Origin of the sequence: uncultured Thiodictyon sp. (assembly GCF_903828115.1) — a bacterium.
Classification (GTDB): Bacteria; Pseudomonadota; Gammaproteobacteria; order Chromatiales; family Chromatiaceae; genus Thiodictyon.
On record NZ_CAIKKU010000011.1, the window covers coordinates 1 to 26,275 of the forward strand.

Annotated in this window: 24 protein-coding genes and 1 pseudogene; 15 read left to right on the top strand and 10 right to left on the bottom strand. The window is 66.0% G+C overall.

Features of this window, described 5'->3' with window-relative positions:
• The 6 genes and pseudogenes from QZY48_RS00320 to QZY48_RS00345 all read left to right on the top strand — a co-directional run.
• Window positions 1-122 (top strand): annotated as a pseudogene (locus tag QZY48_RS00320) (IS5/IS1182 family transposase); the annotation flags it as partial.
• A gap of 48 nt (window positions 123-170) precedes the next feature.
• Entirely contained in the window at window positions 171-1,178 is a 1,008-nt protein-coding gene (locus QZY48_RS00325; RefSeq protein WP_295426364.1) for a response regulator, read from the top strand.
• A gap of 310 nt (window positions 1,179-1,488) precedes the next feature.
• Complete coding sequence (locus QZY48_RS00330; protein WP_295426406.1) at window positions 1,489-1,989, top strand: hypothetical protein; 501 nt, start codon at window positions 1,489-1,491, stop codon at window positions 1,987-1,989.
• Entirely contained in the window at window positions 1,956-2,600 is a 645-nt protein-coding gene (locus QZY48_RS00335; protein WP_295426404.1) for an N-formylglutamate amidohydrolase, read from the top strand. The genes QZY48_RS00330 and QZY48_RS00335 overlap by 34 nt, the downstream gene beginning before the upstream one ends.
• Before the next feature lie 393 nt (window positions 2,601-2,993).
• On the top strand, window positions 2,994-3,725 hold the full coding sequence (locus tag QZY48_RS00340; protein WP_295426366.1) for a hypothetical protein: 732 nt from the start codon (window positions 2,994-2,996) through the stop codon (window positions 3,723-3,725).
• 49 nt (window positions 3,726-3,774) lie between these two features.
• Window positions 3,775-4,017 carry a hypothetical protein gene (locus QZY48_RS00345; protein ID WP_295426368.1) on the top strand — a complete coding sequence of 81 codons (243 nt, stop codon included), beginning with the start codon at window positions 3,775-3,777 and terminating at the stop codon, window positions 4,015-4,017.
• 111 nt (window positions 4,018-4,128) lie between these two features.
• Here QZY48_RS00345 and QZY48_RS00350 read toward each other — a convergent pair whose 3' ends face one another.
• The gene (locus QZY48_RS00350) at window positions 4,129-4,863 is read right to left on the bottom strand and encodes a hypothetical protein (RefSeq protein ID WP_295426369.1); all 735 of its coding nucleotides are present in this window, start codon (window positions 4,861-4,863) and stop codon (window positions 4,129-4,131) included.
• Window positions 4,864-4,936: 73 nt separating this feature from the next.
• On the bottom strand, window positions 4,937-6,223 hold the full coding sequence (locus QZY48_RS00355) for a glycerophosphodiester phosphodiesterase family protein (protein ID WP_295426371.1): 1,287 nt from the start codon (window positions 6,221-6,223) through the stop codon (window positions 4,937-4,939).
• A gap of 690 nt (window positions 6,224-6,913) precedes the next feature.
• On the opposite strand from QZY48_RS00355, the gene QZY48_RS00360 reads away from it, so the two are divergent.
• Together QZY48_RS00360 and QZY48_RS00365 are read left to right on the top strand one after the other, a co-directional pair.
• Window positions 6,914-8,233: a magnesium and cobalt transport protein CorA gene (locus tag QZY48_RS00360; RefSeq protein WP_295426372.1), complete on the top strand. Its 1,320-nt coding sequence runs from the start codon at window positions 6,914-6,916 to the stop codon at window positions 8,231-8,233.
• A 93-nt stretch (window positions 8,234-8,326) separates the two neighbouring features.
• Window positions 8,327-8,479: a hypothetical protein gene (locus QZY48_RS00365; protein ID WP_295426374.1), complete on the top strand. Its 153-nt coding sequence runs from the start codon at window positions 8,327-8,329 to the stop codon at window positions 8,477-8,479.
• On the opposite strand, the gene QZY48_RS00370 is transcribed toward QZY48_RS00365, so the two are convergent.
• Window positions 8,455-9,792: a DUF4921 family protein gene (locus tag QZY48_RS00370; protein WP_295426375.1), complete on the bottom strand. Its 1,338-nt coding sequence runs from the start codon at window positions 9,790-9,792 to the stop codon at window positions 8,455-8,457. The two genes, QZY48_RS00365 and QZY48_RS00370, sit on opposite strands and share 25 nt — an antisense overlap.
• A gap of 87 nt (window positions 9,793-9,879) precedes the next feature.
• Window positions 9,880-10,623 (bottom strand): ferredoxin--NADP reductase, encoded by a 744-nt coding sequence (locus tag QZY48_RS00375; protein ID WP_295426377.1) that lies wholly within the window; start codon window positions 10,621-10,623, stop codon window positions 9,880-9,882.
• A gap of 227 nt (window positions 10,624-10,850) precedes the next feature.
• Here QZY48_RS00375 and QZY48_RS00380 point away from each other — a divergent pair, with 227 nt between their 5' ends.
• The 4 genes from QZY48_RS00380 (at window position 10,851) to QZY48_RS00395 (ending at window position 14,948) form a co-directional block, all read left to right on the top strand.
• Entirely contained in the window at window positions 10,851-11,408 is a 558-nt protein-coding gene (locus QZY48_RS00380; protein WP_295426379.1) for a glutathione peroxidase, read from the top strand.
• Window positions 11,405-12,022, top strand: coding sequence for a hypothetical protein (locus tag QZY48_RS00385; RefSeq protein ID WP_295426381.1), 618 nt, complete (start codon window positions 11,405-11,407; stop codon window positions 12,020-12,022). The genes QZY48_RS00380 and QZY48_RS00385 overlap by 4 nt, the downstream gene beginning before the upstream one ends.
• A 25-nt stretch (window positions 12,023-12,047) precedes the next feature.
• Window positions 12,048-13,979 (top strand): LOG family protein, encoded by a 1,932-nt coding sequence (locus QZY48_RS00390; protein ID WP_295426383.1) that lies wholly within the window; start codon window positions 12,048-12,050, stop codon window positions 13,977-13,979.
• A 501-nt stretch (window positions 13,980-14,480) separates the two neighbouring features.
• Window positions 14,481-14,948: an acyloxyacyl hydrolase gene (locus QZY48_RS00395; RefSeq protein ID WP_295426385.1), complete on the top strand. Its 468-nt coding sequence runs from the start codon at window positions 14,481-14,483 to the stop codon at window positions 14,946-14,948.
• Here the strand turns inward: QZY48_RS00395 and QZY48_RS00400 are convergent.
• Both QZY48_RS00400 and QZY48_RS00405 read right to left on the bottom strand, forming a co-directional pair.
• Entirely contained in the window at window positions 14,945-16,162 is a 1,218-nt protein-coding gene (locus QZY48_RS00400; RefSeq protein ID WP_295426387.1) for a type II toxin-antitoxin system HipA family toxin, read from the bottom strand. The genes QZY48_RS00395 and QZY48_RS00400 overlap by 4 nt on opposite strands.
• Window positions 16,159-16,446 carry a helix-turn-helix domain-containing protein gene (locus tag QZY48_RS00405; RefSeq protein WP_295426389.1) on the bottom strand — a complete coding sequence of 96 codons (288 nt, stop codon included), beginning with the start codon at window positions 16,444-16,446 and terminating at the stop codon, window positions 16,159-16,161. The genes QZY48_RS00400 and QZY48_RS00405 overlap by 4 nt, the downstream gene beginning before the upstream one ends.
• Before the next feature lie 478 nt (window positions 16,447-16,924).
• On the opposite strand from QZY48_RS00405, the gene QZY48_RS00410 reads away from it, so the two are divergent.
• The 3 genes from QZY48_RS00410 to QZY48_RS00420 all read left to right on the top strand — a co-directional run bounded on the left by QZY48_RS00410 (window position 16,925) and on the right by QZY48_RS00420 (window position 18,760).
• Window positions 16,925-17,545: a Fic family protein gene (locus QZY48_RS00410; RefSeq protein ID WP_295426391.1), complete on the top strand. Its 621-nt coding sequence runs from the start codon at window positions 16,925-16,927 to the stop codon at window positions 17,543-17,545.
• Between the two features lie 625 nt (window positions 17,546-18,170).
• Complete coding sequence (locus tag QZY48_RS00415; RefSeq protein WP_295426393.1) at window positions 18,171-18,428, top strand: antitoxin; 258 nt, start codon at window positions 18,171-18,173, stop codon at window positions 18,426-18,428.
• Entirely contained in the window at window positions 18,428-18,760 is a 333-nt protein-coding gene (locus QZY48_RS00420; protein ID WP_295426395.1) for a type II toxin-antitoxin system PemK/MazF family toxin, read from the top strand. The genes QZY48_RS00415 and QZY48_RS00420 overlap by 1 nt, the downstream gene beginning before the upstream one ends.
• Before the next feature lie 288 nt (window positions 18,761-19,048).
• Here the strand turns inward: QZY48_RS00420 and QZY48_RS00425 are convergent, their stop codons facing one another.
• The 4 genes from QZY48_RS00425 to ltrA form a co-directional block, all read right to left on the bottom strand.
• Window positions 19,049-19,840 (bottom strand): Uma2 family endonuclease, encoded by a 792-nt coding sequence (locus tag QZY48_RS00425; RefSeq protein ID WP_295426397.1) that lies wholly within the window; start codon window positions 19,838-19,840, stop codon window positions 19,049-19,051.
• A gap of 162 nt (window positions 19,841-20,002) precedes the next feature.
• On the bottom strand, window positions 20,003-21,178 hold the full coding sequence (locus QZY48_RS00430) for a MalY/PatB family protein (RefSeq protein WP_295426399.1): 1,176 nt from the start codon (window positions 21,176-21,178) through the stop codon (window positions 20,003-20,005).
• A 473-nt stretch (window positions 21,179-21,651) separates the two neighbouring features.
• Window positions 21,652-23,763 (bottom strand): 5-histidylcysteine sulfoxide synthase, encoded by a 2,112-nt coding sequence (gene ovoA / locus QZY48_RS00435; RefSeq protein WP_295426401.1) that lies wholly within the window; start codon window positions 23,761-23,763, stop codon window positions 21,652-21,654.
• A gap of 445 nt (window positions 23,764-24,208) precedes the next feature.
• A complete protein-coding gene (ltrA, locus tag QZY48_RS00440) occupies window positions 24,209-25,891 on the bottom strand; it encodes a group II intron reverse transcriptase/maturase (RefSeq protein WP_295426402.1) in 1,683 nt (560 codons plus the stop codon).
• Between the last annotated feature and the right edge of the window lie 384 nt (window positions 25,892-26,275).

Sequence of the window (26,275 nt, forward strand, 5' to 3'; positions counted from 1 at the left end):
CCTGGAACGAGCGCGCACGCCGTTTGATCATGCACCATGATCGCCTGCTGTGCGTGTCCGAAGCCTGGGTCTGGCTCACTGAGGCGCGGATCCTTCTACGACGCATGACGACAACGACTTAATTTTGTCTATACCCTCTGACCACCCAGCAGGAGCGGGCGGTCAACATCATGCACGAGAACGGCGCCCATCTGCTCGAACTCATCAATGACATCCTGGACATGTCGCGGGTCGCCTCCGGGCAGATGCAGCTGCACTGGGACCAGGTACCCGTGAACCAACTCTGTGACAGCGGCCTGCGTCTGATCGGCCCCGCGGCCAGGCGCAAGGAGCTGACGGTCTCGACCACCTTCGACCCCAGGGTCCGTCTGGTGCTGGGCGACAGCCGCCGGCTCAAACAGATGCTGGTCAATCTGCTCGGCAACGCCGTCAAGTTCACGCCGCAGGGTGGGGCGATCGGGCTGGAGGTCACCGCCAACCCTGACCTGCGAGAGCTGCGGATCGGCGTCTGGGACAGGGGTGTCGGCATCCCGGCAGACCAGTTTGAGCGCCTGTTCCAGCCCTTCGTCCAGTTGGACAGCCGGCCGGCGCGCCAGTATGACGGCAGCGGGCTCGGGCTGGCGCTCGCCTCGGCGATGGCCGAACTGCACCAGGGCCGGATCGATGTACAGAGCGAAGTGGGGCGGGGCAGTCGTTTCGAGATCGTCCTGCCCTGGGACCCGCAGGCGCAGAGTGCTGATCAACTCCGACCGGACGAGGCGCGACCCGATGACATTGGTGCCCGGGCCGAGCCGCCGGTGCGACCGCGAGTCCTGCTGGTCGAGGACAATGAGAGCAATCTGGAGATGCTGTCGACCTATCTGCGCATCAAAGGCTGCGAGGTGCTCGCCGCCCGCACCGGCGCCAGTGCGATCACCCTGGCCGGCGACCAGGGCCCCGATCTCATCCTGATGGATGTCCAGATGCCCGGGATGGACGGACTGGAGACCACGCGGCGCCTGCGCATGGACCCGGCGCTGCGGCGCACCCCGATTATCGCGCTCACCGCGCTGGCCATGCCGGGCGACCGGGAACGCTGCCTGGAGGCCGGGATGGATGACTATCTGAGCAAGCCGGTCGGGCTCAAGGAATTGTACGGCACGCTCACCCAGTGGATCAGGCGGACCCGCGCGGCCTGATTCCCCGTGGCACTCGCGGCGGGTTTCTGTCATCAGAAGACAGTGGCGTCCGGCCGCTTTCAGTGACGACTGCATGACCGCGTGACGCCATCATGAACCCGTCCAGGCCTGGGCGCCCGGCGTCACGACCAAGGTCTTGACGCCGCTGTCGCCCTTCGTACAGACTCTAGTGGACCCCGAAAACCGGATCATGATTTAAGCTTGCACTGAACCTGGACTGGTTGAAAAGAAGTCCGGGCTGACCCTGCGAGGGTGGCTGACCCGCGCCGCGTTATGTGTCCTGAGCGTCAAACCGACGGAGGAATCCACCGTGTACAGGCCTCGGCAAATCGGAGGCCCGGCACCGCGTGCCTGGGGCCGTCCCCAACCCCGCCCGCAGACCCTGACCCCCTGGCCCAAGAGCACCGCCGGCTCCCTGTCCGACCTCTTCGCACTGGGCCGCCCGGCCTTGCACCTGCCGCGCTACCCGCTCTACCGCCCCGGCGAGGCGCTGGTCGGCGATTACGACTACTTCTTTCTGCGCGGCGAGCGTTACCTGAGCTGCCAGGCCGCCCGCTTCCTGCTCTTGGGCGGGGACTTCATCACCCTGGCGGACGAGGCCGCGGTGGACCTGACCGTGGATGTCTCCGCCTACTGGAGCGGATATTACCGGGAGCACTTCGCGGACCGGATCGGCGCGGTGCTGCGCTACACCGGCCCTACCGGCTACCGCCAAAATTCACCCCCGGTGACCGACGGGAGGACTCCGACGAATTCTCCGACGAGCTCTACCTGGACCTGCCCGCCGCCCCCCATGTGCTGCGCTTCATGATCTGGCGTGCCCACGCGGACCCCAACCGCCCTTGCGACGACATCGATGCGGATGGGACCGTCAAGACCCTCACCAGCCAGGGTGTGAAGATCTACCAGTCCGACCGCGGGCTCCCGGCCCAGGCGCGCCAGCAGGTCATCGACCGCTACATCCAACCGCACCGCCGCCGCCTTGCCGAGCTGGTCGCCAGCCCCGCCATCGAGAAGGTGGTGTTCTGTCACACCATGCCCGGCATCGGCACCCGCGGCGCTGAGGATAAGGGGGAGTTGCGACCGCTCTTCATGTTCGGCAACGACGGGGATGCGGATGGCACCCCATCCAACCAGTGCTTTGCCGAGCGCGCCCTGTTGCTGACCCTGTCCGAGATCGTCGAGACCAGCGTCGGCGACCTGGACGTGGACTTCAATTTCTGCGATGTGATCCGCTACAACCACCCCTATACCGGCGGCAACTCCTTGAACCGCTTCGATCCGCAAGCCCTGCGCGGCAAACAGCCGCTCACCATCGAGATCAACCGCGACCTGATCCTGCACAACCCGGACAACATCGCGCCCACGCGTGCCATCGTCAACCGCCTGGTGCTGGCCTTGGCGCAGTGGCGGCGGGATTGAATTGAACGGCCGAACCCATCCATCGGCCGCAATAGCGGGGCGCAGCGGGCCACGGATTTAGCGAACAGGGGTCATCGTTGGACTTGTTCCGAACAGGGACCCGCGGTTTGGTGACCCGCGGCGGCTTACGCACCCGTCGCGCCGACATCATCCGGTCACTTGAGCGTCACAAAGGCGCAACAGAACGCGGTTAAACTCCCTTGGCCCGGCTGGCGCATCGGGTAACCCGGCATGGCCTTTCGGCACCATGGCAAAGCGGCCGCACGCGGGACGCCCCAGGGTTGCGCGCGCGGCTTGCCGGACACGCGAAACCCCCGCCGGATACCGGCATCGGCTCGCCGGCAATCCCGTCAACCCATCCCACAACAACCCAGCCCGTAACGGAGACCCGTGATGAAATGGTCCACGACGATCATGTCTGCCCTGTTCCTGACCGCCGCCGCGCCGTTGCCGGCCGGCACCTTCGACAACGCCGGCGTCGCGGTAGCCGGTTCAGCGCCGGTGGTGCGCATCCTGAACTGTGACCTGATGAAGACCTCGTTCAAGGGTAGCAACGCGGGCTGGCTCAGCAGTGCCGACAAGTCAGTGGAGTCCAGTTGCCTGGCCGGTGACACCGCGCTCAACTTCTCCGCCACCGCTGACAACTGGCCGAAACTGCTGCAACTGGCCGGCCAGCCGGTGATCGTCAGGCTGGCCCAGAACAAGGGGGTGATCAAGGAGGCCAAGACCGATTGGGTCCTGGTCGACATCACGGCAAAGTCCGCTGCCAAGGCCAATCCGACCAAGATCTGCGGCGACGACAAGGCGCCGAAGGAGTTCAAGGACGTCTGGTCGCACGGCTACCGCGTCGGTGTCCCGGTGGATGTCTGGCAGGGCGGCACCCGCGCCAAGGACGCCCACTGGACCGGCGCTCAGTCGGGGCACAAGGATGACTGGTACGCGGACCTGCGCCTGTCGCGCAGCCGCAATGCGCAATGGGCGCCCGACGGGTCGGTGCGCCTCGGTGCCGCCTGCGCCGCCGCGCACGCGGCCATCGCGACCGCCGCCAAGCCGCTGATCTTCGTCTACGACCAGGGCAGCGAAGACCCGGAGTACGTGGTCGTGGAAACCTATGCGATCGATTGATTCCGTCCGACCGCGCACCCTCAAGTCCAACGCACCGCAAGGTGACTCAATGACACCGATCGAGAAGGTCGAGGCACTCTACGACGAGCTCGTGGCCTGGTACGCCCAGGGCCAGGATCGCGAAACCAGGGCCGCCGCCAAGCTGCTCATGGTCGCCCTGCTCAAGCTCAAGGAGCACGGCGGGTTCGGTTGGCAGGGGCTGGTCGAGGACTATGTGCTCATGCTGAAAAACGACCCGGAGCGCTACCAACGCGTGCTCGACGCCAATCGCGGCGAGAACAAGGCGGGCTGACCTGACCCGCTGTAGGTCGGGCTTCAGCCCGGCCGGGGCGGCTCAGACGCTCCCGACGGCCTCAATCATGGTTTACCGTGAAAGCTGCGCAGCGACGCTGTGGGAGCGGCTTCAGCCGCGACGGGCCGCGCGGAGAACGCGGCAGCGGCGTTGGAAGCCGAGCAGACCGAGGCCAAGGCCGAGCAGCAGCGGCGCCGGGGGCAGGGGTGCGGCGGACTCGCCGTAGGCGTTCATGGTGAGATCGATGCGGGCGGTCTCGTCCGGGAGCAACTCGATGGTAAAGGCGGCGCTGTCGGTTAGCGGCGCCCCGGCGCGGGTGCCGCGGGGATCGTCGGTCAAGGTCCGGGACAGGGCATCCGGGCCAGCGACGACGACGCCGTCGATGAACAGGTCAAGGAAGACCTCGGCTAGGGCGTCGGCGCCGACGCCATCCAGACCGGCGCCGGCGGCGAGGTGGTAGGCCAGGGCGTAGCTGAGGCGGATGGTCCCGGCGCTGCCATTGACTAGCGCGATGGTCAGGTCGGCCTGGGTGGCACCGTCGGCGTCGCCCCGGCCGACGGTGGTGGCGCCGATGCTGGTGTCGAAGCCAAGGCCGAGGCCCAGGGGGTCGTCGGTGAAGGTGACGGCGGCGGTGCCGGAGGCGCCGCCGGTGAGGTGCCGATTGGTGCCCTGGCTGCCGGTGATCGTCAGACCGCTGAGTCCGCCCGGTGCAGCGATGCCGGTGAGGCGCAGGACGGCGTAGGCGGTCGCGTCGAAGGCGCCGGCGACCGGCTGGGCCGCCAGGCTGGCGAGGGTCAGGGCCAAGCCGACGGTGAGGGCGCGCAGGCGGTTGGTAACATGTCGCATGGTGGTGATCCGCTGTTGGGACATTGGGGGGCGCGGGCGCGGCGGCGCGGCCGGGGGCCGCGCCGCTGTGCGTCTACAGGCCCATGCAGTTGGCGTAGAAGGTCACCGTGGCGGGCCAGTCGGAGAAGATGCCGACGATGCCCACGTCCTTCGCGAGCACGTCCAGGGTGCGCAGGGTGTCGCCCTCGCGGTTCACGACACCGTTAATGCTTTGGTAATACCAGCCGCCGTGGTCGCTGTCGGCGAGCCGGCCGCTGCGCTCCAGGGTCCAGGCGATGAGCTTCAGGCCCGCCGCCTTGGCGTTGATCGCGTATTGCGACGGCACGATGTTGCCGCCGGCCGCCGTCAGCAACTCCCACAACGGCGGTGCCACGTAGTTGATGCCCTCGGCCTTGTAGCCCTGCAACTCGGCGGCGTCCGGTACATCGACGATGGAATCGGCATCGTCGAGATAGACCGCCTGGGCGCCGTATTGCGGTTCATTGGTGATCCAATAGCGGATGTCCGCGATCTGGAAGGATTGCGGGAAGACCTCCTGCGGGCGCACGCCGCCGGCGCGCAGTTCGTCGATCAACTGCTGGGCGTATTGCTCCTGGGTGTAGTCCGGGGTGGCGTCGCCATCGCTGTCGAAGGGCATCGCGACGCTCGGTGCCTTCAGCTCCGGGGTCAGCTTGACGCGCAGGGTCTTGAAGAGTTCGACGCTCTCGGCGTGGGTCAACAGGGTGCCGCTGGTCGGGCCGGCGTAGAGGTCGGTGCGCCAATCCGCGGTGCCGCCGAGAAATTGCTCGGGGGTGCGGGCATTGGGGTCGGCGGCGTCCATCTTGCCGCGCAGGGTCCTGAACTCGGCCAGGGTGATGTCGCTGGTGCAGCACGCCGCGCCGGCCGCCTTGGTGCGATTGCCGACGGCGTCGTATTCAGCCGGACTGAACGGCTGCGTACATTTCTGGTTCAGCTCGGTGGCGACGATGTTGGTGGTGGTGTGCAGGTCGCACTGGGAATGGCGGCAGACCAATTGCTTGTCCTTGGTAAAGGTCACATCGCATTCGATGATCCCGGCGCCCTGACGCGCGGCGGCGACATAGGACTGCAGCGTATGCTCCGGGAACTGCAGCGCCGCGCCGCGATGGCCGATGGAGAAGGCGCTCTTGCGGAAGGTGCGGGCGGTACAGGCGGCGAGGGTGGACTTCAGGGGGCCGGCGGCCATGTCGTCGATCAGAAAGAACGGTCGCGGGCCGACCTGCGCGGTAGTGTTGATGCCGCGGTAGTGGTCAAACTGGCCCGCCTGGACCTGGTTGCTGGAGACCGGGCTGAGGCCGATCAGGCACAGGGCGCCGACGGCAATGGGTCGCAAGACAGACATGGGGTTCTCCTCGGATCGACGGGAAGGAAGGCGGCGGTCGCGGGTCGGGACGGGGACAGTTGCCGCCCGTTGGGTCGGTCTTGCGGCGCACGCCCCGCCCCGCGGTGACGCGGGTGGATCCTGGCAATCAGGCGTGATGTCCGGATAACCGTAGATGACGATACCGTGAATGACGAGGAACGGCAGGGCCTCGGCCAGGGCCGCCAAGGCGGCCGTCGACTGGTTGGTGCCGCAATCAAGCCCCGGTTGTTGCGCGTTCAGGGTCAGGAGAACAGGAACACGGCCGCACTGACCGCACAGGTCCACCGCCCGTGGGGGGTCACCTTCAGTGGCCACGCACTCGGCCATCGCGACCGCCGCCAAGCCGCTGATCTTCTTCTACGCCGCCCAGGCCCATGGCCTGTTGCAGTAAAGTACCCCGTCCCGCACCAGGAGCCGTCCGCCGTCGGCGGTTTCGTGGACCACCTCCCTCCGATCCAGTACGCTGCCGATGCCTGGCAGTCTTGGAGGCGACGGCGCCTGGTGTCAACATCCTCGCGGACCCGGGGCCGCGGAAACCCCTGGCCTGGCAGGCGCGAGTCTATGCCCGGTCGGCCCCAATGCCCGCGCAGCGCCTGCCGGACCTGCGGCCCCGGAGTTCTCCCGCCCCCGGGCGGTGACGCGCAGCAATCTGTCTCAGAAGGAAGAATGATGTCCCGCGAACGAATGATCGAGTTGCTCAACAAGCACCGGCTGGTGGAAGACCTGGTCCATAACCAACACCAGCCGCGCCAGGCGCTGGTCGAAACCATCGTGGCCCGCCAACACCTGGCGGAGCTTCACAACTTATTGATGAAATTGCCCGCCGATGACATCGCGCGGGTCCTGGAGTCGCTGAGCGGCGAGGAGGCCGTCCGCCTCTGGACCCAGGTCACCCCGGAACGTCAGAGCGACATCCTGTGGGAGGTCTCCGATTGCCTGGGCGAGCAGTTGGCGGGGGCACAGGAGCCCGGGTTTTCCGACAGCCAGATGAATGCGTATGAACTGGTGGCGGGACGCCTGCGGCAGGTCAGCATCCGCCGCCGCCGGGACCTGGAGGGCCTGCAGACCATCTGGATCGACCTGCTCAATGCCACCAAGACCGAACGCACCTACATCGGCAAGCACTTCGGTCTGGTCCTGCCGGACCCGGGTGAGGCGACCGATCTGGAGGTGAGTTCCCGGTTCCATGTCGAAGAAGATCAGGACATTCATCTGCACTCCAATTTCCTGCTGGACCGGGAGGGGGATTCACGCAGCGTGCCGGTCGTGTTCATCCAGCATCAGGGGATACTGTTCTCGGTGCGCAACGAGGAACTTCCGGTCTTCCGCCTGCTGCGGCGCCGCGCTACGACCCTGCCGGATTATGCGTCCGACTGCAAGGACCTGCTGCTCGATCTGTACGGCACCGATGTCGAGTATTCGGCCGATTCGCTCGAGGATATTTATGCCACGCTCGGCAAGGTCGGGCGCCAGGTGTTGAGCGGGGACATCAGTGACAACGAGGCGGCCGCCATCCTCGCCGATATCGCCGAAGAAGAAGACCTCAACGGGCGCATCCGCAACAATATCCTCGACACCCAGCGGGCCCTGTCGTTCCTGATGCGCTGCAAGATTCTGACGCCGCCGCAGCGTGATGACGCCCAACAAATCCTGCGCGACATCGAATCATTGAACAGCCACACCGCCTTTCTCTTCGACAAGATCAACTTTCTGATGGACGCCACCATCGGCGTCATCAATATCAACCAGAATAAGCGGCTGAGCCGGATGACCGTGTTCGGTGTGGTGTTCATGCCGCTCAACATCCTGGCCGGCATCGGCGGCATGTCGGAATTCTCGATGATGACCGCGGGCCTTGCCTGGCCGGTGGCCTATGGCGCCTTCATCGTCGCCATCGCGCTGCTCGGCTGGGCCACCTATGTCGCGGTGAGACATTTCGAGAATCGCAAGGTGGTCAGCGCCGCGCGCGCGGAGCGTGGTCGGAGCTAGGAACCGTTCACCAAATAAGTCAGGCAAGTCCGTCAGCGACTGCTGTCAGCGTCGTTGTCGTTGTCGTTGTCGTAATCGGTGAATCGATACACTTTGCGATGCGAGAGAATCCGGAGCACGACGATAATCTCGATTACGACAACGATAACGACAACGACAACGATTGCGTCTGTGTTTAACTTGTTTTCACTGATCCGCAACCCCACCGCGCGCGACCCGGCCTACTTGCGCACCGCGGGGTTGTAGCGCAGGCAGTTGGGCGTGCAGGCGCACTCAAAGGCGATTTTCATCGCCGCGATCTGCCCTTCGTTCTTGAGTTCAAAGAGCCGCGGGACCACGCGGTCGCGCAGGGCCTCCGGATCGATGGTGTTGACATAGATCCTGGTGCCGCCTTCGAACCCCGCCGCCATCGAGACGCGCCATTTGATCAGGATGCGCCAGGGCATCGGCAGGGCCACATCGGGCGGCTTGTAGTGCCACTCCTCGTTACAGGGGATGCCCGGCCCGGCGGCGGCGTGGCAGGCGTGCACCAGATCGGAAATGCCGCGCAGTTCTGCCGCCGAGTGGTCCCACGGCTGGCTGTGCTCACTCTTGGAGAAGATCTCCAGGGTCGGGTAGCGATGGCCGAAGCCGGCAAAGGCGACGGCGTGGTCGTTTTCAGCCACCACCAGATTGCGGTAGCCGGCGAAATTCACCGCTGCTTCATTGTAGATATTCGGATTATCCCGTACCCGCAGCAAAGCCAACTCGTTCTGCACCCCGCGCTCGTCGATCGCCACCAACTGTTTGTGCAGATGATCAAAAGATGCGCCCGCCTGTTTCAGCCAGTTCTGGAATACCGCGACATAGCGGACATAGCGGTTGTTGGCATACACCTCACGCAGGGCCTCGACCGTGAAGCTCATGTACCGGTCGTGCTCGTCGGGGGTCAGGGTGCCCGAGGACGCCAGTTGATCGTCATGGGTGGCGCCATCGGTGAAATGGCGGCGGGCGACGATCACTTCATGGCCGCCGCCGAAGAAGGCGTTGGACAGTTGCAGACGCTCGTCAACGGACAGCAGCCGGCACTCATCCTCAGTGAGCCCGGTGGCCCGCAAACGCTGCTCCACCACTTGCAGTACGTGTCGGCGACCCGCTTCCGCGGCCAGATAGCTGCGCTGGTGCGCGGCGAGGTGTTCCGGCATCCGGTAGTCGAAGTTCTTCTGCCAATAGTCGAAGGACACGATCTCGAACAGATTGGGAATGCGGCGAAATTGCGCCACCGTATCGAACAGGTTCGCGGCCGGCAGTTGGCGCAGCGTCGCGACACCCTGCCCGGTAGCGATCAACCGCGCCTTCTCGGGAGGCGTCTCCAGATAACGGCGGGCACAAAACGAACAGTGGGCGTCGTGCTGCGCCGGATCGAGCGGCGCCGGATTGGCTGACATCACCCCCAGCGGCCGATTCCCCCGGCCCGGCACGGTCCAGACCTCGGTGTGAGTGAAGGGATTGACCTGCTTGATGGTCCCATCGGCCATGCGCATGAGATAATTGGCTTCGGGAATGATCTGCGACGACATGTTAATCCTGTCTAATTTCTTGGGCCTTGCTCACTCGCCAGACTGGTATCGAAACTCCCGCTTCACGCATCAGGCGGGCGCTCCCACTCAGTGGTAGTGCTCGGCGCTGTACTGACCCGGCACGTGGCGCCGGTGACGGACCAGTCCGCGCCCCTCCAGGATCAGCTTGGCGTCCTTGATCATGGCCGAGTTGCCGCACAGCATGACGTGGCTGGACGCCGCCGCGATGCGCGCACCCGCCCGCTCCTCCAGTGCCCCGCTGTTCAGCAGATCGGTGATGCGCCCGTCCAGACCCGGGGGATAGGCCTCCCGGCTGACCGCCGGGACCATGACAAAACGCTCGCCGTGGCGCGCAGCGATGGCGGCGATGGTCTCGCTGTAGACCAGATCGGCGGCGTGGCGCACGCCGTGGACCAGGACCACGCGCCGGAAGCGCTCCCAGGGGTCCGGGGTGCGCAGCATGGAGAGATAGACGCCGACGCCCGTGCCGGTGGCCAGCAGCCACAGGCTGTCGGCGGGCAGCACGAACTCGAGGGTGAAGATGCCCCCGGGCTGGGCGGAAACCCACACCGAGTCACCCAAGGTGAGGCCCGACAGATAGGGGGTGAAGGGGCCTCCGGGTACCTCGTTGAACAGGACCTCCAGCGGTCGGTCCTGCGGGGGGCTGACCAGCGAGTAGGCCCGACTCACCCGTTCGCCGTCGATGTCCAGGGCGATCTTGACATACTGGCCCGCCCTGAAGTCGGCCACCGGGGCGTCGATCTGGATGCTGTAGAGACCGTCCGTCCAGACGTGCCTGCCGACCACCGTACCTTTGACCCAGTCTCTCATCGTTGCCTCATTCCTGCCCAGGGGTTGCCGAATCTGAGGTGCCGGGGCAGCACAAGCCCCCCCCGTCACCGGTTGTCCGGGAGATTGGTCCGGGTCGCCCGCATTCAAACCGCCGCGACTGCCGCGCCTTGACCCGGAACTGACGCGGTCAGGGGGTAAGATTGCATTATCCGGCGGTGCCCACCATTTCCCCTTGGTCAAGCATTGTTCACCCGGGAGCATCCATCATGAAGAGCACACTGTTCGCTATCGGCCTGGCCGCCATCAGCGGGGGCGTCGCCGCCGACACCCCGCCGCCGACCCCGAGCTGTCCGCCGCTGCTCGACCTCAGCGTCCGGCGCCTCGCCGGCGAGGAAGTCGTCAACCTGTGCGAGACCTATCGCGGCAAGGTGATCCTGGTGGTCAACACCGCCAGCAAGTGCGGCTTCACGCCCCAGTACGAGGGGCTGGAGGCGCTCTATCGCAAATACCAGGACCGCGGTCTGGTGGTGCTCGGCTTCCCCTCCAACGACTTCATGAAGCAGGAGCCCGGCAGCGAGGAGGAGATCCAGAAATTCTGCCGGCTCACCTACTCGGTCGAGTTCCCGATGTTTGAGAAGGTCAGCGTCACCAAGGGCACCGCCACCCCGCTGTTTGAACGCCTGGCCGCCGCCGGTGCCCCCTACCCCAAGTGGAATTTCTACAAGTACCTGATCGATCGCGACGGCAACTATGTCGACTACTACGGGAGCATCACCGCGCCGGAGAGCGACAAACTGGTGCGGGCGATCGAAAAGCTGCTGTGAGGACGGCCGCAATCCCGGGCCGGCGGCGGGCCCGCGGCGCCCTGATCGCTCTCGCCGCCTGCTGCGTCCTGCCCGCGTCCGCCGGCCTGCTGACCACCGAGCAGACGGTGGCGAACTTCACCTTTGCGGGCGATCAGGTGGACTATGCCCCGGACCCCAAGACCTTCGCCCCCGCCGCGGACAGCACCCTCACCTTCACGGCCACCGATCCGACCCTGGGACTCGGCTGGTCGGACAATACCCATGACCCCCTGCGCGGCGCCCTGCATGTGTTCATGAAGGGCAGCAATTACGGAAGCTTCGGGGGGTCTGATGTCAACGTCTTCGGCAGTCTGCCAACCCTGAACAAGGCCCCCGAGTCGCGACTGCTCAACGACTCGATCAAGGCGCTGCGCCCGGACAGCAAGCCGGGCACACTGGAATTCCTGATCGATCGGGACCGGATCGTCGGCCGTCTGGCCAGCCGCTACCGGGGGGTCGGCATCTTCATGCTGGTCAGCGGAGTCGATGACCTGACCTGGGTCCAGGGCTTTGCGGATGGGGCAGCCACCATGGAACTGTTGCAGGTCGAAGACGACGCGGCCGACCGGGGAAGGGCCGACCGCGATCAATGAACCTTAAGGACGCGCGAGGACACCGATGTACGCAACCCCCGAAACCGACGACGGCTGGCTGACCAAGGTCCACGGACACGAGGGCGAGGCCCTGGTGGTGGAGGCACACTTCAACCTCCCCCGCCGCTTCCACGACCTGGTCCGGGGGCGTGAGTCCGAACTGGTCTTCGCCGCCCGCAGTCGCCTGGCGCGGCTCGGGATCAACATCACCCCGCTGGGTGACCCGGTCTTCAACGGTCGCTCCTGCGACCTGCGTCTGGCCGTGGTCGCCGCCATCCACGCCTACGGCATGGCCGAGCACCTGGACCGGCTGGTGGTGCCGGGGCTGGCGGTCGGCCGGCTGGTCTTCTGCCCCCAGGATACCCGGCTCAGTTCCACCGAGATCCACGGCCTGATCCGGGACAACCAGCTCCAGGTACCGACCGGCTTTTCACTCGACGCCCACGGCTACCTGATCCTGCGCCCCCAGCAACAGGTTTTCCGTTTCCGCAAGCCGCTGACGTTCGATGAGGTCACTGCCGTCGCCAACCACGCCGACGGCAAGGAACTGCTCAACCGGCTCCAGGTCCGCACCGCGGTCGACAACATCGAGCTGGCGCCCATGGACGGTCTGGTCACCGCCTGCTCCATGTTCCTGCACCGGCACTATGTCGTGCTCCAGAACCTGGATGACTCACTGGGCTTCCACCTCCAGGCGACGGTGCTGGACCCGGTCTCCACCCGCGGCACCAACGTCTATCTGGAGTTCATCAACCGCTCCGACCAGCTCATCGTCAATCCCACGGTCGCCGCCACCGTCCACGAGGCGACCCGCCTGGAGCCGGAGCACCGCTACTGGTACGGCGGGCCCCGGCCCCAGCCGAGCGCCGCCGAGCCCGAGTACCGGGCGCTGCTCCAGGTCTTCGATCGACTGGAGGCCTCGCCCCTCATGACCGGGGACTGTCACCGCCTGATGGCCGCCACCACCGACCCTGCCGCCCTGCTGCGCGGCGCCGCGCCCGACCTGCTGTGCGCCCGCGAGGACAATCCCGGCAGCCCCCGCGCCGCGGCCGAGCACTACCCGGTGCCCGCCGACAACGCCGCCCCGCTGGACCAACTCCCGGACGGCGCCGCGGCCACCCTGTTGCTCGGCTACTTCCCCAACCTCATCGAGCACACCGAGATCTGCGCCGCGGCCCTGCGCCGCAAGATCGCCCGCCTTTGCTTTCGCCGCCCCTCCTTCGAGCACGGCGTCTTCCTCTCCGACCGCGACCACGGCCGCCTGGCTGACTATGAGGGCCTGGGGCTGGAGGTCTACTGGTGCAACGAGGCCCGCACCCATGTGGTGCGCCACGCCTTCCGCGGCCTGCGCGGCTATTTCACCACCCCGGACAAGCTCGACCGCTTCCGCTCCGCCCTGGTCTTCGCCATCTACGGCTCCATCAAACCATTGAGTGATCAGGAAATCACGCACACCGAACGACTGATCGAAAACCTTCAGGGGCTCTTCGGCAACGACATCGGCATCCTCACCGGCGGCGGCCCCGGATCCATGCAGCAGGTCACCAACACCGCCCACCGACTGGGCCTCATGGCCGGCTCCAGCTTCATCGAGACCATGGACCAGGAGACCAACAAGACCGCCGACTTTTACCAGACCTTCCAGGCGCGCAGCCGGCAGTCGCGCCAGCGCTGGTTCGAGATCGCGAGCTTCCACATCTTCCTCATCGGCGGGGTCGGCACCCTGGAGGAGATCGGACTGACCCTGACCGACATGAAACTCGGCGTCATCGAGGCCAGCCCCGTCGTGTTCCTCGACAGCTCCGGCGGCGACTTCTACTGGGAGGGATTGAAGACCCAACTCACCCGCATGGTCCGCGCCGGCCGTACCCCCAGTTGGCTGCTCGACAACATCCTCATGACCTCCGACCCCGACGAGGTCCCGCGCTTCTACAAAAAGACCCTGCGTCTGGGCTGATCCTTAAGACGCGTTCCGCCACACGGCGGACCCTGAGGACGCGACCGCAGGCCGCCGCTTACCCTGAAAGTCGCGCAGCGACGCTGTGGGAGCGGCTTCAGCCGCGACGGGCCGCGTGCGGAACGCGGCGTCGGCGTTGGCCGCGGCGCCGCATCGCGGCCGCAGTCCGCTCCCACAAGGACCTTTCATCGCTTGATAACGCACCGAAAAACCTTGGCGAATTTGGCGCTTTGGCGCTATGCTAGCGCCCCGCGGAGGTGGTTGTGCGGAGGTGGTTGTCGTTGTCGTAATCGAGGTTATCGTGGCGCCCCGGATTCTCTCGCACCCCACATTGCATCACTACTCCGATTACGACAACGAAATACAGAGGGGACGACAATCGTTACGTATTGCATTGAAAATAATAAGAACTACGCCCCCCTCACTCAAGCGTTCAACCTCTTCGTTATCCTGACGCTAACGGCCGCTCCAAGCGGCGCCGTCGATAGCGTTTCATTTGAAGTGGGCCGCTCCTTCGCCACCCATGAGGCCCCGACCGAACTGGCGCGCGTCGGGGCGCAGTGGGAGTGGAAAAAGAGTCGGCGGATCAGCGACCACTGGTCACTCGGCGGCTATTGGGAGGTCGCCGTCGGTTACTGGCGTACCCTGGACCGCCTGGTTGACCATGAAGTGACCGACTTGAGCTTGACGCCGGTATTCCGATTGGAGCGGGTGAGCACGCAGTTCGGCGTCATCCCCTATGTGGAGCTAGCCATTGGCGCCCACCTGCTCAGCGACAAGGACATCTCGGACCGCATCCGTTTCAGCACCAGCTTCCAATTCGCCGATCAGGTCGCGGTGGGCCTGCGCTTCGGCGCCCGCGGCCAATATGACCTGAGCTACTGTATGCAGCACCTGTCCAACGCCGGCATCGATCATCCCAACCCCGGGATCAACTTCAACCAACTGCGATTCCAGTACCACTTCTAGCCCGCCACCCGCCGCTCCAGATCCCGCCCCAGCCGCGCGCAGTCCGCGGCCGGCACCCCGTATTCGTCGAAGCGCCCCCGCCAGCCGGCGACGGCCGCGCCGACCTCGGCCAGGGTCCGCCCCGCCCGCTGCCCGGAGAGTCCGAAGGCCCCGGCGAGGGTCCGCAGCGCGGCAAGGCTGGGCCGATGGCCGACGGGGCCAAAGTGCAGGCAGTGCTCCCCGCGCTGGGCGACGTCGGGCAAGAGGTCAAAGGCAGGGGTGAGGCGCCAGCCGGCGGGTTCGCGGCGCAGTGCGAAGTTCTTCAGGTGATCATCCGTATTGCCGAGTACGGCGTTGAAGGCCATCTGGCGGTAGAGGGCCGGCAGATCCGTCTCGGGCCTGGCGCTGACGCGGCGCACGCAGTCCGCGAGGTCGCTGTAGCCGAGTTGGTAATAGCCCTCGGCGCCGGTCAAGGTCTGCAGGCTCAGGACGTGGTAGCGGCCGGCGGCGGGGGCCTGGTCGAAGCGCTCGACCAGCAGGGCGGACCGGCGACCGAAGGACGCGACCTGAAAGGCCGGCACCGGCAGCCCGGCGTCGCGCGCCAGGGCCAGACAGGCGGCCTCCACCCGCACCATGTCGACCTCATCGCGGGCGGCGGCAAGCTTGGCGATGTAGCCCTTCCCTGCCTGCTCGATCAGCAGCTTGGGGCGGGCACCGCCGGGGGAACTGGCGGCCTGGAACAGCAGGGCGAGGGCCTGGTCATCCACGGCGCCGGGGTCTCGATCGTAGCGTTCCGCCGCCTTGATGAGTGACTCCAGAGCGGGGGCGGGGGCCGCCGCCGCCGATGGCGTCGGAGCGTCCGAATCGGTGGTATAGGCAAGGGCGCCGAGCGCATCGGCACCGAGCAGGGCCAACAGTTCCGGCGGGGTCTGGCGGTGCCGGGGGAGCGCGTGACGGCGGATCAGGAGACCCCGACCCCAGGCGTCCGGCAGTGAATCCTCGAAGCAGGCATGGATACCGGAATGGGGTCGTTCGGCCGCGAAGACGCCGGGGTTCAGGGGCAGGTGCAGCGGGTCGAGCGCGAAGGCGTCCGGGTGGTCCAGGAAAGGGGCGTGATAGCGGAACTCACCCCGCAGCAGACCGCCGCGGCGCTGGTCCGGGTCCGCGACACGGACCTCCCCGGCCGGCAGCAGGGCACCGGCAAGCGTGCGCAGCCAGACCTGGAGGGCGATCAACGGCCACTCCGGGCGGCCCGTTGGCGCGTCGCGCCCTCATCGAACAAGGACTCGGGCAACAGCAGGGCCAGGTCGTCGAGGGCGCCGTAGAGCCGCAGCGCGCGCACCCAGACGCCGATCTGGGCCCCCGGGTCGCCCCGCTCCAGCTTGCGGTAGGTCGGCAGTGAGACGCCGATCCGGGCGGCGGCGCGCTGTTGCGGCTCGCCGGCCTGCAGGCGGCGGCGGCGCAGGCGCGCGCCCAAGGCTTGGAGGGCCGCGGACTCTTCCGACGTAACAGCAAACATTGTTTCTTTTATGCCGTGATTAGTCGGCTAAGTATAACAATCGTTTTCTTTGCTTGCGCTCATTTGCACTCGCTGGATGTTGTTCATCGCCGGCCGCTTCGTCCGGATGAGACGGCGATGGCGTGGCCATCCTCGTCGGAACCCAGACCGGCACGAGCGCCCTGCCTCTCCGCCCCAAGAGACAGCAGGAAGCTTTTATGTCAATCTGTTAGTCTCCGCAAAGATCGGCACAGCAACATGGTCCGCGACCCTTCCGCAATGGAGCCCATGCTCCCCGGCCGCGACGGCGACCCGGGGGACCTGGCCGATCTCGCCCTTGCCCTGGTCGCCGCGTCCGCGCAGGCCGCCGGGCGGCTGCACCCGATCACCGAGGCGACGCTGCGCGACCTGCTGCGAACCATCAACAGCTACTACTCCAACCTGATCGAGGGCCATCGCACCCACCCCATCGACATCGAGCGGGCCATGCGCGCCGACTATGCCGCGGAGCCCGCCCGGCGCGCGCTCCAGTTGGATACATCCCTTCCTGGACGGCAACGGGCGCATCGCCCGACTCTTCACCGACGCCTACCTGGCCGCCGGCGGCATCAAGGGCGATGGGCTCTGGTCCGCGAGCCGCGGTCTTGCCCGCCAGCGGGCCGAGTATCTCGATCGGCTCGCCGCGGCCGATGCCCCGCGCCGCGGCGATCTGGACGGGCGCGGTCATTTGACCCTCGCCGGTCTCATCGACTTCTGCCGGTTTTTCCTCGCCACCTGCATCGACCAGGCGCGCTACATGGGCGACTTCCTGCGCACCGACGAGATGGAGCGGCGCATCGCCGCCTACGTGCAACTGCGCGCCGCGGGCACGCTCCCGGGTCCGCCGCTCAAGCCCGCAAGCGCACCCGTGTTGCTTGCGGTCTTCCTGCGCGGCGCCCTGGCGCGCGGCGAGGCCGCGGCGCTCACCGGCTACGGCGAGCGGGCCGGGCGGGCGGTGCTCGCCGCACTGCTGGCGGAAGGGCTCCTGGTCTGCGACAGCGCCAAGGGACCGGTGCGCCTGGGGCTGCCGATGGCGGCGGTGCCCTATCTGTTTCCGGGGGTGTTTCCGGCGGATGGCTGACCGTAAAGGTCGCGCAGCGACCCTGTGGGAGCGGCTTCAGCCGCGACGAGACCTCGCGGGTGGTCCGAGCGTCGCGGGTCGCCGCGCCCTTGGGTCGCGGCTAACGGCCATGAAGGCTTGACCGTCACCCCGGAACATGAAAGTTCCATGCCTATCCGGTTAACACCCAACGGTTCCACGTCAGGGCTTTTCCAGCCAGCAAGCCACTTTGGCAGGCCGAGAAGTGGGCATATCGGCGCCCGTCTATGCGAATTCGGCCCCATCCGTTGGGTTGGACCCGCTGCTTGGGCGTTAACCGGATAGGCATGGTTTCTTCTTTAGCCAACTGCGCAAAGTGCTGCAGGGCTTCGCTTCTCGAATGAGGATGGTCCGATTCCACATCCGAGCGGCACCCAGAGACTGCTGTCGGCGCTCCCGGCCCTCGCCGCCGCGACGGTCGCACCACCCCGTCTGGAGGTCGCAAAGTTGCCGACGAGACGACGCCTGCTCTCAATCGACACCGACTCGAAGGGCACTCAGCGCACCACACGCCCAGTGCGGGTGCTACGCCCCCCCGCGCCCGGTCTCAGTACTTGCCTAGGGCTCGTTTCGGTGTTATATAGAAGTAAAACTGGAGTGGGCTACCATGCATACAACCACACTACGCAAAGTCGGCGGCTCCGTGATGTTGGCGGTTCCACGGGCGTTGCTCGACATCTTGGAACTGCACGCCGGCGCTACCGTGGGAGTCGATGTCGATGCGGGACGGCTGATCGTCGAGCCGCTGCGCCGGCCGCGTTACACGCTGGCGGAACTCATTGCGCAGTGCGCGCCCGAGGCCCCGTCGTCCGCCGAAGAGCGCGCTTGGGTTTCCGAGCGCCCGGTGGGCAACGAGCTGATTTAATGGAGCGCGGCGACATCTATCTGGTGGGGCTGGACCCGACCGCTGGTCATGAGCAGCAGGGGCGGCGACCCGTCCTGATCGTCTCCCCGGGCGCGTTTAACCGCGTGACCAAGGCTGCGGTGGTGGTGCCCATTACGAGCGGCGGGTCCTTTGCCCGGACCGCGGGGTTCGCGGTGTCCTTGGTCGGCGCCGGGACCCAGACGACCGGCGTGGTGCGCTGCGACCAGCCCCGCACACTGGACATCGCCGCCCGGGGCGGCAGGCGGCTGGAGCGGGTACCCGAGGCGATCATGGACGAGGTGTTGGCCAAGCTGGCGCCGATCTGCGCGTAGTCGGGCTCCCGCAGACCTCAGGTGCCGTTCAGGCGAGTCCTGCGTACCACGGGGAATCGCACGCGCCGTCGGCTTGGTGACGATCGGGCGTCCCACCGGGCCGACGATGCCTGGTGAGAGACCGCGGTTTCAGGAAACCAGATGCCTGGTCGCCCTGAAGTGCGACCGACAATCGCCCGTGGCCGGAATTATGATCGAGGCCGACGGCACGGATATCCCGGCGCACCTGGGTCATCACGGCAGGTGGCTCGGGCGCTCAGGCTTGCGCATCGACGCTGGCCTGAAACCCTACCGCTGCCGTGGGTCCGAATTGCCCGGCCCGGCCAGCAGCGCACGCAGGCGGGCGAGTTCCTGTTCGGCGTGCTCGGCCCGTTCCCGCTCGGCCTGGGCGCGCGTGCGTTCAGTCTCGGCCCGTGCCTGTTCGGCCTCGGCCCGCGTCTCCGCCGCCGCGGCCCGTCGGCTGGCGACCTCGACCGGCAGTGGCAGCAATCCGTCCCGATCGGCCCAGCGCAGCCAGGTCGCGGCGATGCCGTCGAACTCGCCCTCCCACAGCACCAGTTTGAGGCCGAGCACCGCCACCGGCAGGTTGCCGTCGGCATCACGCATGATGGGGCGGTAGCGGCTGCCACGCAGGACGAAGCCGGCGCGGTCCGCGGGGTTGAAGGGGTCGAACCAGTAGTAGGCCGGCACCCGCAACTGGTCCTGATACACCAGCCGCTTTTCGCCCTTGTCGAAGGCTGCGGTGCTCTCGGAGAGCAGCTCGACGATCACGTCCGGGCCCTTGCCCTCCTCCCAGACCACCCAGGACTTGCGCTCGCGACGGCGCACCCCGGTGACCACATAGATATCCGGGCCGCGGAAATGGCGCCCGCGGACCTGCTCGCCGCTGAAATAGACGAATTGGTTGCCGCCGACCGCCACGTCGCCGCGCGCGATGGCCCAGGGCAGCAGGGTCTGGATCAGCAGTTCAAGCTGGGCAAAGTGGCGCGCGGATTCCATCGGAATACCGTCCTCATAGGGGAGATCGTCCTCGGTGGGCAGTCGCGGCAGGACGGGCATCTGTAACGCGGGAACGGACATGGGCGGATACCTGACTTCAAAGGGGGAGAGACCGCGATTTCAGGAAACCGGATGCCTGGTCGCCCTGAAGGGCGACCTACACCCGCCCGTGGCCGGAATCCTGATCAAGGCCCCTCCCGGCCCTGATCGTCGTTCCGGCCAACCAACGCGCAGGGTGCAGGGCTAAACCGCCCCCAGCGCCGCGGCGAGTTGCCCCAGCGCCCGCTGGATCACCATTCGCGGGGCGCCCATGTTGAGCCGCATGTGGCCGCTCCCGCCGGTGCCGAAGATGGTCCCGGGGCTCAGGCCCAGGCCGGCGCGTTCGATGAAGAAGGCGCGCAGGGCGGCGTCGCTCAGTCCCAGCCCGCGGCAGTCGAGCCACAGCAGATAGGTCCCCTGGGGCCGCACCGCCGTGATGCCGGGCAGGCGGCAGGCGATGAAGTCCAGGGCCAAGTCCCGGTTCGCCGCCAGATAAGGCATCAGGGCATCGAGCCAGGGGCCGCCCGCGCAGTAGGCGGCGGTGAAGGCGGCGACGCTGAAAGGGTTGCTCGCACTCACATGGAAGCTGTCGAAGACGTGCCTCAGGGCGCGGCGCTGTTCCTGGTCCAGGCAGATGATGGCGGAGAGCCCGAGCCCGGGGATGTTGAAGGTCTTGCTCGGGGCGAGCGCGGTGATGACGGCGGCGGGGTCGTCCGTCAGGCAGGCCAGGGGCCGGTGGACCTCGCCGGGGAAGCACAGGTCGTGGTGGATCTCATCGGACAGGACCACCAGGCGGTGCCGCCGGGCGATGGCCAGCACAGCCCCGAGTTCCTCCCCGCTCCAGACCCGGCCCACCGGGTTGTGGGGCGAGCACAGGATCAGCAGGCGTGCGTCGGCGGCGCACCGCTCCAGGTGCTCGAGGTCGAAGGTGTAGCCGCCCGCCTCGCACCGCAGCGGATTTTCGACCACCCGCCGGCCATTGGCGCGGATCACCGAGAAGAAGGGCGCATAGACCGGCGGCTGGATGATGACCCCCTCCCCCGGCTGGGTCAGGGCCAGCACGGTCGCGCTGAGCGAGGGCACCACCCCTGGGGCCATGAGCACCCAGTCGCGCTCAATGACCCAGCCGTGCCGCTCCCGCATCCAGTCCGCCATGGCCGTGAACAGCGCGTCCGGGAAGAGCGTATAGCCATAGACCGGGTGCGCCGCCCGTTCGGCGAGTGCTTGGGTAACCGCCGCCGGCGCGGGAAAGTCCATGTCCGCGACCCACAGCGGCAGCACCCCGGGGTCGCCGAACTGACCGGCGCGCCCGTCCCATTTGAGCGAGGCGGTGCCGTCGCGGTCGATCGGTTGGTCGAAATCAGGGGCCTGATCGTTCATAGCAAATCCTATAATTACTGACCTCGCAGGCCCTGAATTTGGCGCCGCTGTCACGCCCTTTCAGGGCTGAACGTATCGATACCACGCACCCAGGGCGCTGCCCTGGGCTGGTATGTCAGGCCCCTTCGGGGCTGCGGATGCCGCCGGTTGCCGACACCTGTGCCCGCATGGGACGACGAGGCTGGACAAATAACCCTGTAGGATGGGTTGAGCGCAGCGAAACCCATCGTTGGCACGCACCTAGAGCGTCGATTGCTGGGTTTCGCTATGCGCTACCCAGCCCTGGGGCGCGGAGCGTGCCCAAGAGAGCATACTTGATCAATAGCCATGACAGGTGACTACGAGCACGCGACCCCAACGGGGTCGTACATACCAGCCCAGGGCAACGCCCTGGGTGGTGTGTACCAAAGGTCCTGAGCCCTGAAGGGGCGTGACATAAGACGACACCGGAGCGCGGCAGCGTTTCGCCTCGATCAGCGCCGCTCCCACACCGTCACCTCGGAGAGACTGTGCTGGAACTTGCGCCGGGTCTCGCGGATCACGAACGGGATCTCCACCGGCCCTTCAATGAGTCGGAACCGGCCGCCCAGGACCGCCTTGAGCCCGTCGAGCGTCGTGACGTTCTCCCCGTCGCGCTTGAATCCGCCCAGCCATTCCTCCCGCGGGGTGTGCTCCGTGAGCCAGGTGTAGGGGGAGGCGAGGACCAGCAGACCGCCGGGGTTGAGCCGCTCATGGACGCTGCCCAGGAACAGCGCCGGACTGTAGAGCCGATCGATCAGGTTGGCGGCCAGGATCAGGTCGAAGCCTACGAACTGGGGCTTGAGGTTGCAGGCGTCGCCCTGGACGAAGGCGACCCGCTCGCGCACCCCCTCGAGCCCCAGGTCCGGGAGCCGGACCTCGCGCCAGGAGACCAGTTCGCCCTCCTCCACCAGGGTGTAGCGCAAGACCCCCTCCCCCGCCATCTGCACGCCCAGCCCGATGAACCGGGCCGAGAAGTCGATGCCGGTCACGTCCGGGCAGCGACGTGCCAATTCAAAGGACGAACGCCCGGCCGCGCAGCCCAGGTCCAGGGCGCGGCCCAACGCCCGGTCACCGACACAGCGCAACGCCAGGTCCGCCAACGCTTTGGGGAAGTTGGGTACGCCGAAATACTCGGCGCCATAGTGGAATTCGGCATACTCGGAGAGTTGCCGGTCCGACTCGTAATGCGAGGCGGGCGGCAGGCCGGGGGCCTCCCCGACGACATAGCGAAAGCCCGCGTGCTGGAAGAAGTGACGGCGGAAGGCATAGCGGGCACTACGCAGGGACTCGTTGCCGCAGGACACCCAGGACCCGCCCTTGAACAGGTTGTGGCGCCCGTCGAAGGTCGGGGTGGTGAAGTCGTCATAGAGCGGGTGGACGTGGAACCCGGCGAAGGGATAGATGGGGGTCTCGGTCCACTGCCACAGATTCCCGACCACGTCGCAGAAGTCCCCGTGCGGAAAGCGGTCGACCGGGCAGGAGGACGCCCAGTGGTCCAGGTGCCGATTGGCCGGCCCCGCCCCGTCGACCGGGACCTCGGCCACCCCGGCCGCGTCATAGAGCCGATACCACTCGTCCTCGGTCGGCAGGCGCACGGCCGCACCGGTCCGCGCCGACTGCCACTGACAGAAGGCCTTGGCCTCGTGGTAGTTGACCTCGACCGGCCAGTTCCAGGGCATGGCGACCTCCTCCAGCATCAGGCGCAGGCGCCAGCCGGCCGGCTGCGGGACCCAGAAGGTCGGATAGCGGGCCAGGCTGAACTGACGCCAAGCCAGGCCCTCGGCCGTCCACCAGCCGTCGTCCTCATAGCCGCCGGCCGTAACGAAGGCCAGGAATTCCCGATTGGAGACCAGCATCCGCGCCGCCGCGAAGGCCGGGACCTCCGCCTCGTGGGTGCCGTACTCGTTGTCCCAACCGTACCAGGGGGCGCTCGCCTGGTCCTGGCCCAGCCGCACGGTGCCGGCGGGAACCGGCAGGAGTTGGTTGGGCGGCGGCTCAGCGGTCTCCCGACAGGGGGCCCAGGCCGGGTCGGTGCGCACGAGGTCCAGGCGCTGCTGGCGGATCAGCACCGAGGACGTCTCCAGGTGGATCCGCTCGTGCTCGATGCCCATCAGGATCGGCCACCAGGGGCTGTCCCAGCCGATCGGCAAGGTGAGCGGCAGGCGCTCGATCAGGGCACAGACCGCGTGCCGCACCCGGTTGCGATAGTCGCGCACCGCCTGGACGGACGGCCAGTCGTAGTTGGACTCGTCGAGATCGTCCCAACCCATCTCGTCCACCCCGACCGCGAACATCGACTCGAACCGGGGCTCGATGCGCTGCTCCAGCAGTCCGGCCAGGACCAGCTTGTTGACGAAAAAGGTGGCGGTGTGGCCGAAATAGAAGATCAGCGGGTGCCGCAGCGCGATCGGCTTGCGATAGTAGGCATCCGCCGTCGCCAGAGTGTCGAAGAGCGACTCGTAGCGGTCGAAGGTGGCGATGAAATGGTCGTAGACCTCGCGGCGCTTGGCCTGCGGGTCGTCGCCGTCGAGCCTGGGGGTGCGGGTCAGCAGTGGTGTGGTCATGTCGCTTCCTGGGAGTCGGGGCGTCCCGCCCCGGCGGCTTCACCACCGGGGAGGAACGCCCGCGCTCCTTTTAGTATGGGGCTTTCCGGACATCGCCCAGGGACCTCGCCGCGCGCGGGACCGCCGGGGCGATGATCGACGCCGATCCGCCCATAATGCTGATTGCACGCCTTCACCGCAACCGAGCAGTGGCGGTCTGCCGACGCCCGCGGGTCGGTCGGCTGCTGTCTTGGAGACACGGACGCGGTCTCGCCCCCCTCCCCCCCCCGCATTTGGTGACTCAGCCTCCGACGGGGCCGGCGGCGGGGGGAGGTCGGAGTCACACGGGCCTCGATCGCCGGTCGCGGCCGGGTTGGGTAGCCAGGCGACGTTACCGCCACCCAGCCCCCTAAGAACCGTGCTTGCGACTTTCACCGCACACGGCTCAAGCCTTGCTAAACCCCTGTCACAGGGCCGGTAGTTCATCGAGTTTGTACTTTGCGTGGACTTGTCGGTGGCAGTTTGAGTGCAGGATTGCCAGGTTGGCCAGCGTGTCATCCCCGCCGAGGTACTTGGGGATTTTATGATGGACATGCCATTCGTCTCCCGCCCTGATCTGTTGATTGCAGGCGGGGCATTTTCCGTCCTGCTTTCCCCACAGCGTCTTCACCCGTCCGATCAGGGACTTCTTCATGGCCGCGGTTTCCCGCGCCTCAAAGTATAGTTCCCATTCGGGATCAAACGGGTTCGCCGCCGCCTTGATCTTGGTATGGCGACGGATCGGTGTATCTGCGGCCTTAATCAGCTTCGATCTGATGACCGTTCGGCCGCCGCTGCTGTCCTTTATGCCAAACACCCAACTCCGGGAACCCTCCCGGTGAAAATATCGGTTCTTGATCCACTGTGTGTTTTTCGTTGGGTGTCTGCGACCTGCCCACTTCCAGAGCCCTTGCCAGATGTCGTTGTCCACCTTGGAATAGGTGTCCTTGCTGACCTGGCCGGCATGGTAGTTCGCCCATCCCCGGATGATGGGGTTGAGGCGTCCCACCAGGGCCGCTTGCTGCATCGCTCCCGATCCTTTTATGATGCCCCGAACGTTGAGGAGAAGGTTCTGCACATTTCTTTTCGCTGGTTTGATGAGGAGCTTGCCCCCATACTTGCGAATATTCCATCCAAGGAAGTCGAACCCGTCGTCGATATGGGCCGTCCGTATCTTTTCGGGTGAGAGGGTTAAGCCTCTTTCGCCAAGGAATCCTTCTACTACGCTGACGATGATCGCGAGGTGCCGTGGTGTGGCGCCGGTGATAATGAAGTCGTCGGCGTATCGAACCACGTTGACTTTCGCTTTCTTGGCCTCGTTGATAGAAATGGCTTCCGCTATTCCATCCTTTACCGCCTTTTCCATACCGTTCAGGGTCATATTGGCCAGGGTTGGAGAGATAATACCCCCCTGTGGTGTTCCGGCCTCCGTTGGGAACCATTGCTGATTTTCAACGAAGCCGGTCTTTAGCCACGACCCTAGAATCTTCTTATCCATCTGTATGTTAGCGATTAGCCATTCGTGGCTGATGTTGTCAAAGCATCCGGCAATATCTGCGTCCAGGACCCATTCCGGCGCCGTTTTCTTGGCGAGGTTGATAAAGAGCTGTTCCGCTGCATCGCGACAGGCCCGGTTCCGACTGAAACCGTAGGAGTTGGGGTCTGCTGTTGTCTCGGCAACTGGCTCCAGGGCCGACAGGTGAAGTGCCTGCATGGCCCGATCCTTCATCGTTGGAATGCCCAGTGGACGCTGTTTGCCATTCGCCTTCGGGATGTATACCCGTCTCAGCGGTTGAGGCTGATAACCCCTCCTACTGAGTGACATGACCGCTCTGGTTTTTGACGCGGGAGTGTTCCATGTCTCCTTGTCAACGCCCGGCGTCTTATGTCCCTTATTCTCGATTACTCGTCTGACGGCACATGCCTTCCCTGAGAACGAGTGGGTCAGGAGCCATTGCAAAGCTTTCACCTTGTTCCAGCGCCCGTCCGTCACTGCCTTCGCGATACGGGCTTGCAGCCTTCGTACCGTTTGGTATGCCTTGGCCCAGTCGATACTGTGCCAGTCAACCTCACGGCCGGGGGCTGCACCAATAGCGGCTGCTATCATCATCTGCTTTGCCTCCGTGGTGATGGTTCTACAAACGTTCTCGCGATTCAAGACCAACTGGAAGTCTGCCCCCTTTCGGGTGAGGCGATGTTTCAGCCCCTATCCGCGTCGTTACCACCCGGCGTTCGCTTTCTCCAGTTTCCTTTACCCGCCTCCCCAACAGATCCTCTTGCGATTCGCCTGCCCTCAGTTGGGCGGCAAGACGGGCTTACCACGTTCCGCATAAATGACAGAGAGGGTTAGGTGTCGACTCTAACTCGGTGGAGCAACATTCTCGTGCGACCAATCGTTAAGATCGCATCCTGTCCACTTGCCTTTTGGCCACTGCCTATCAGCATCTTTGGCAGTTTCTTGATCACGGGTCTTATGTCGATTCACATGTGTTCA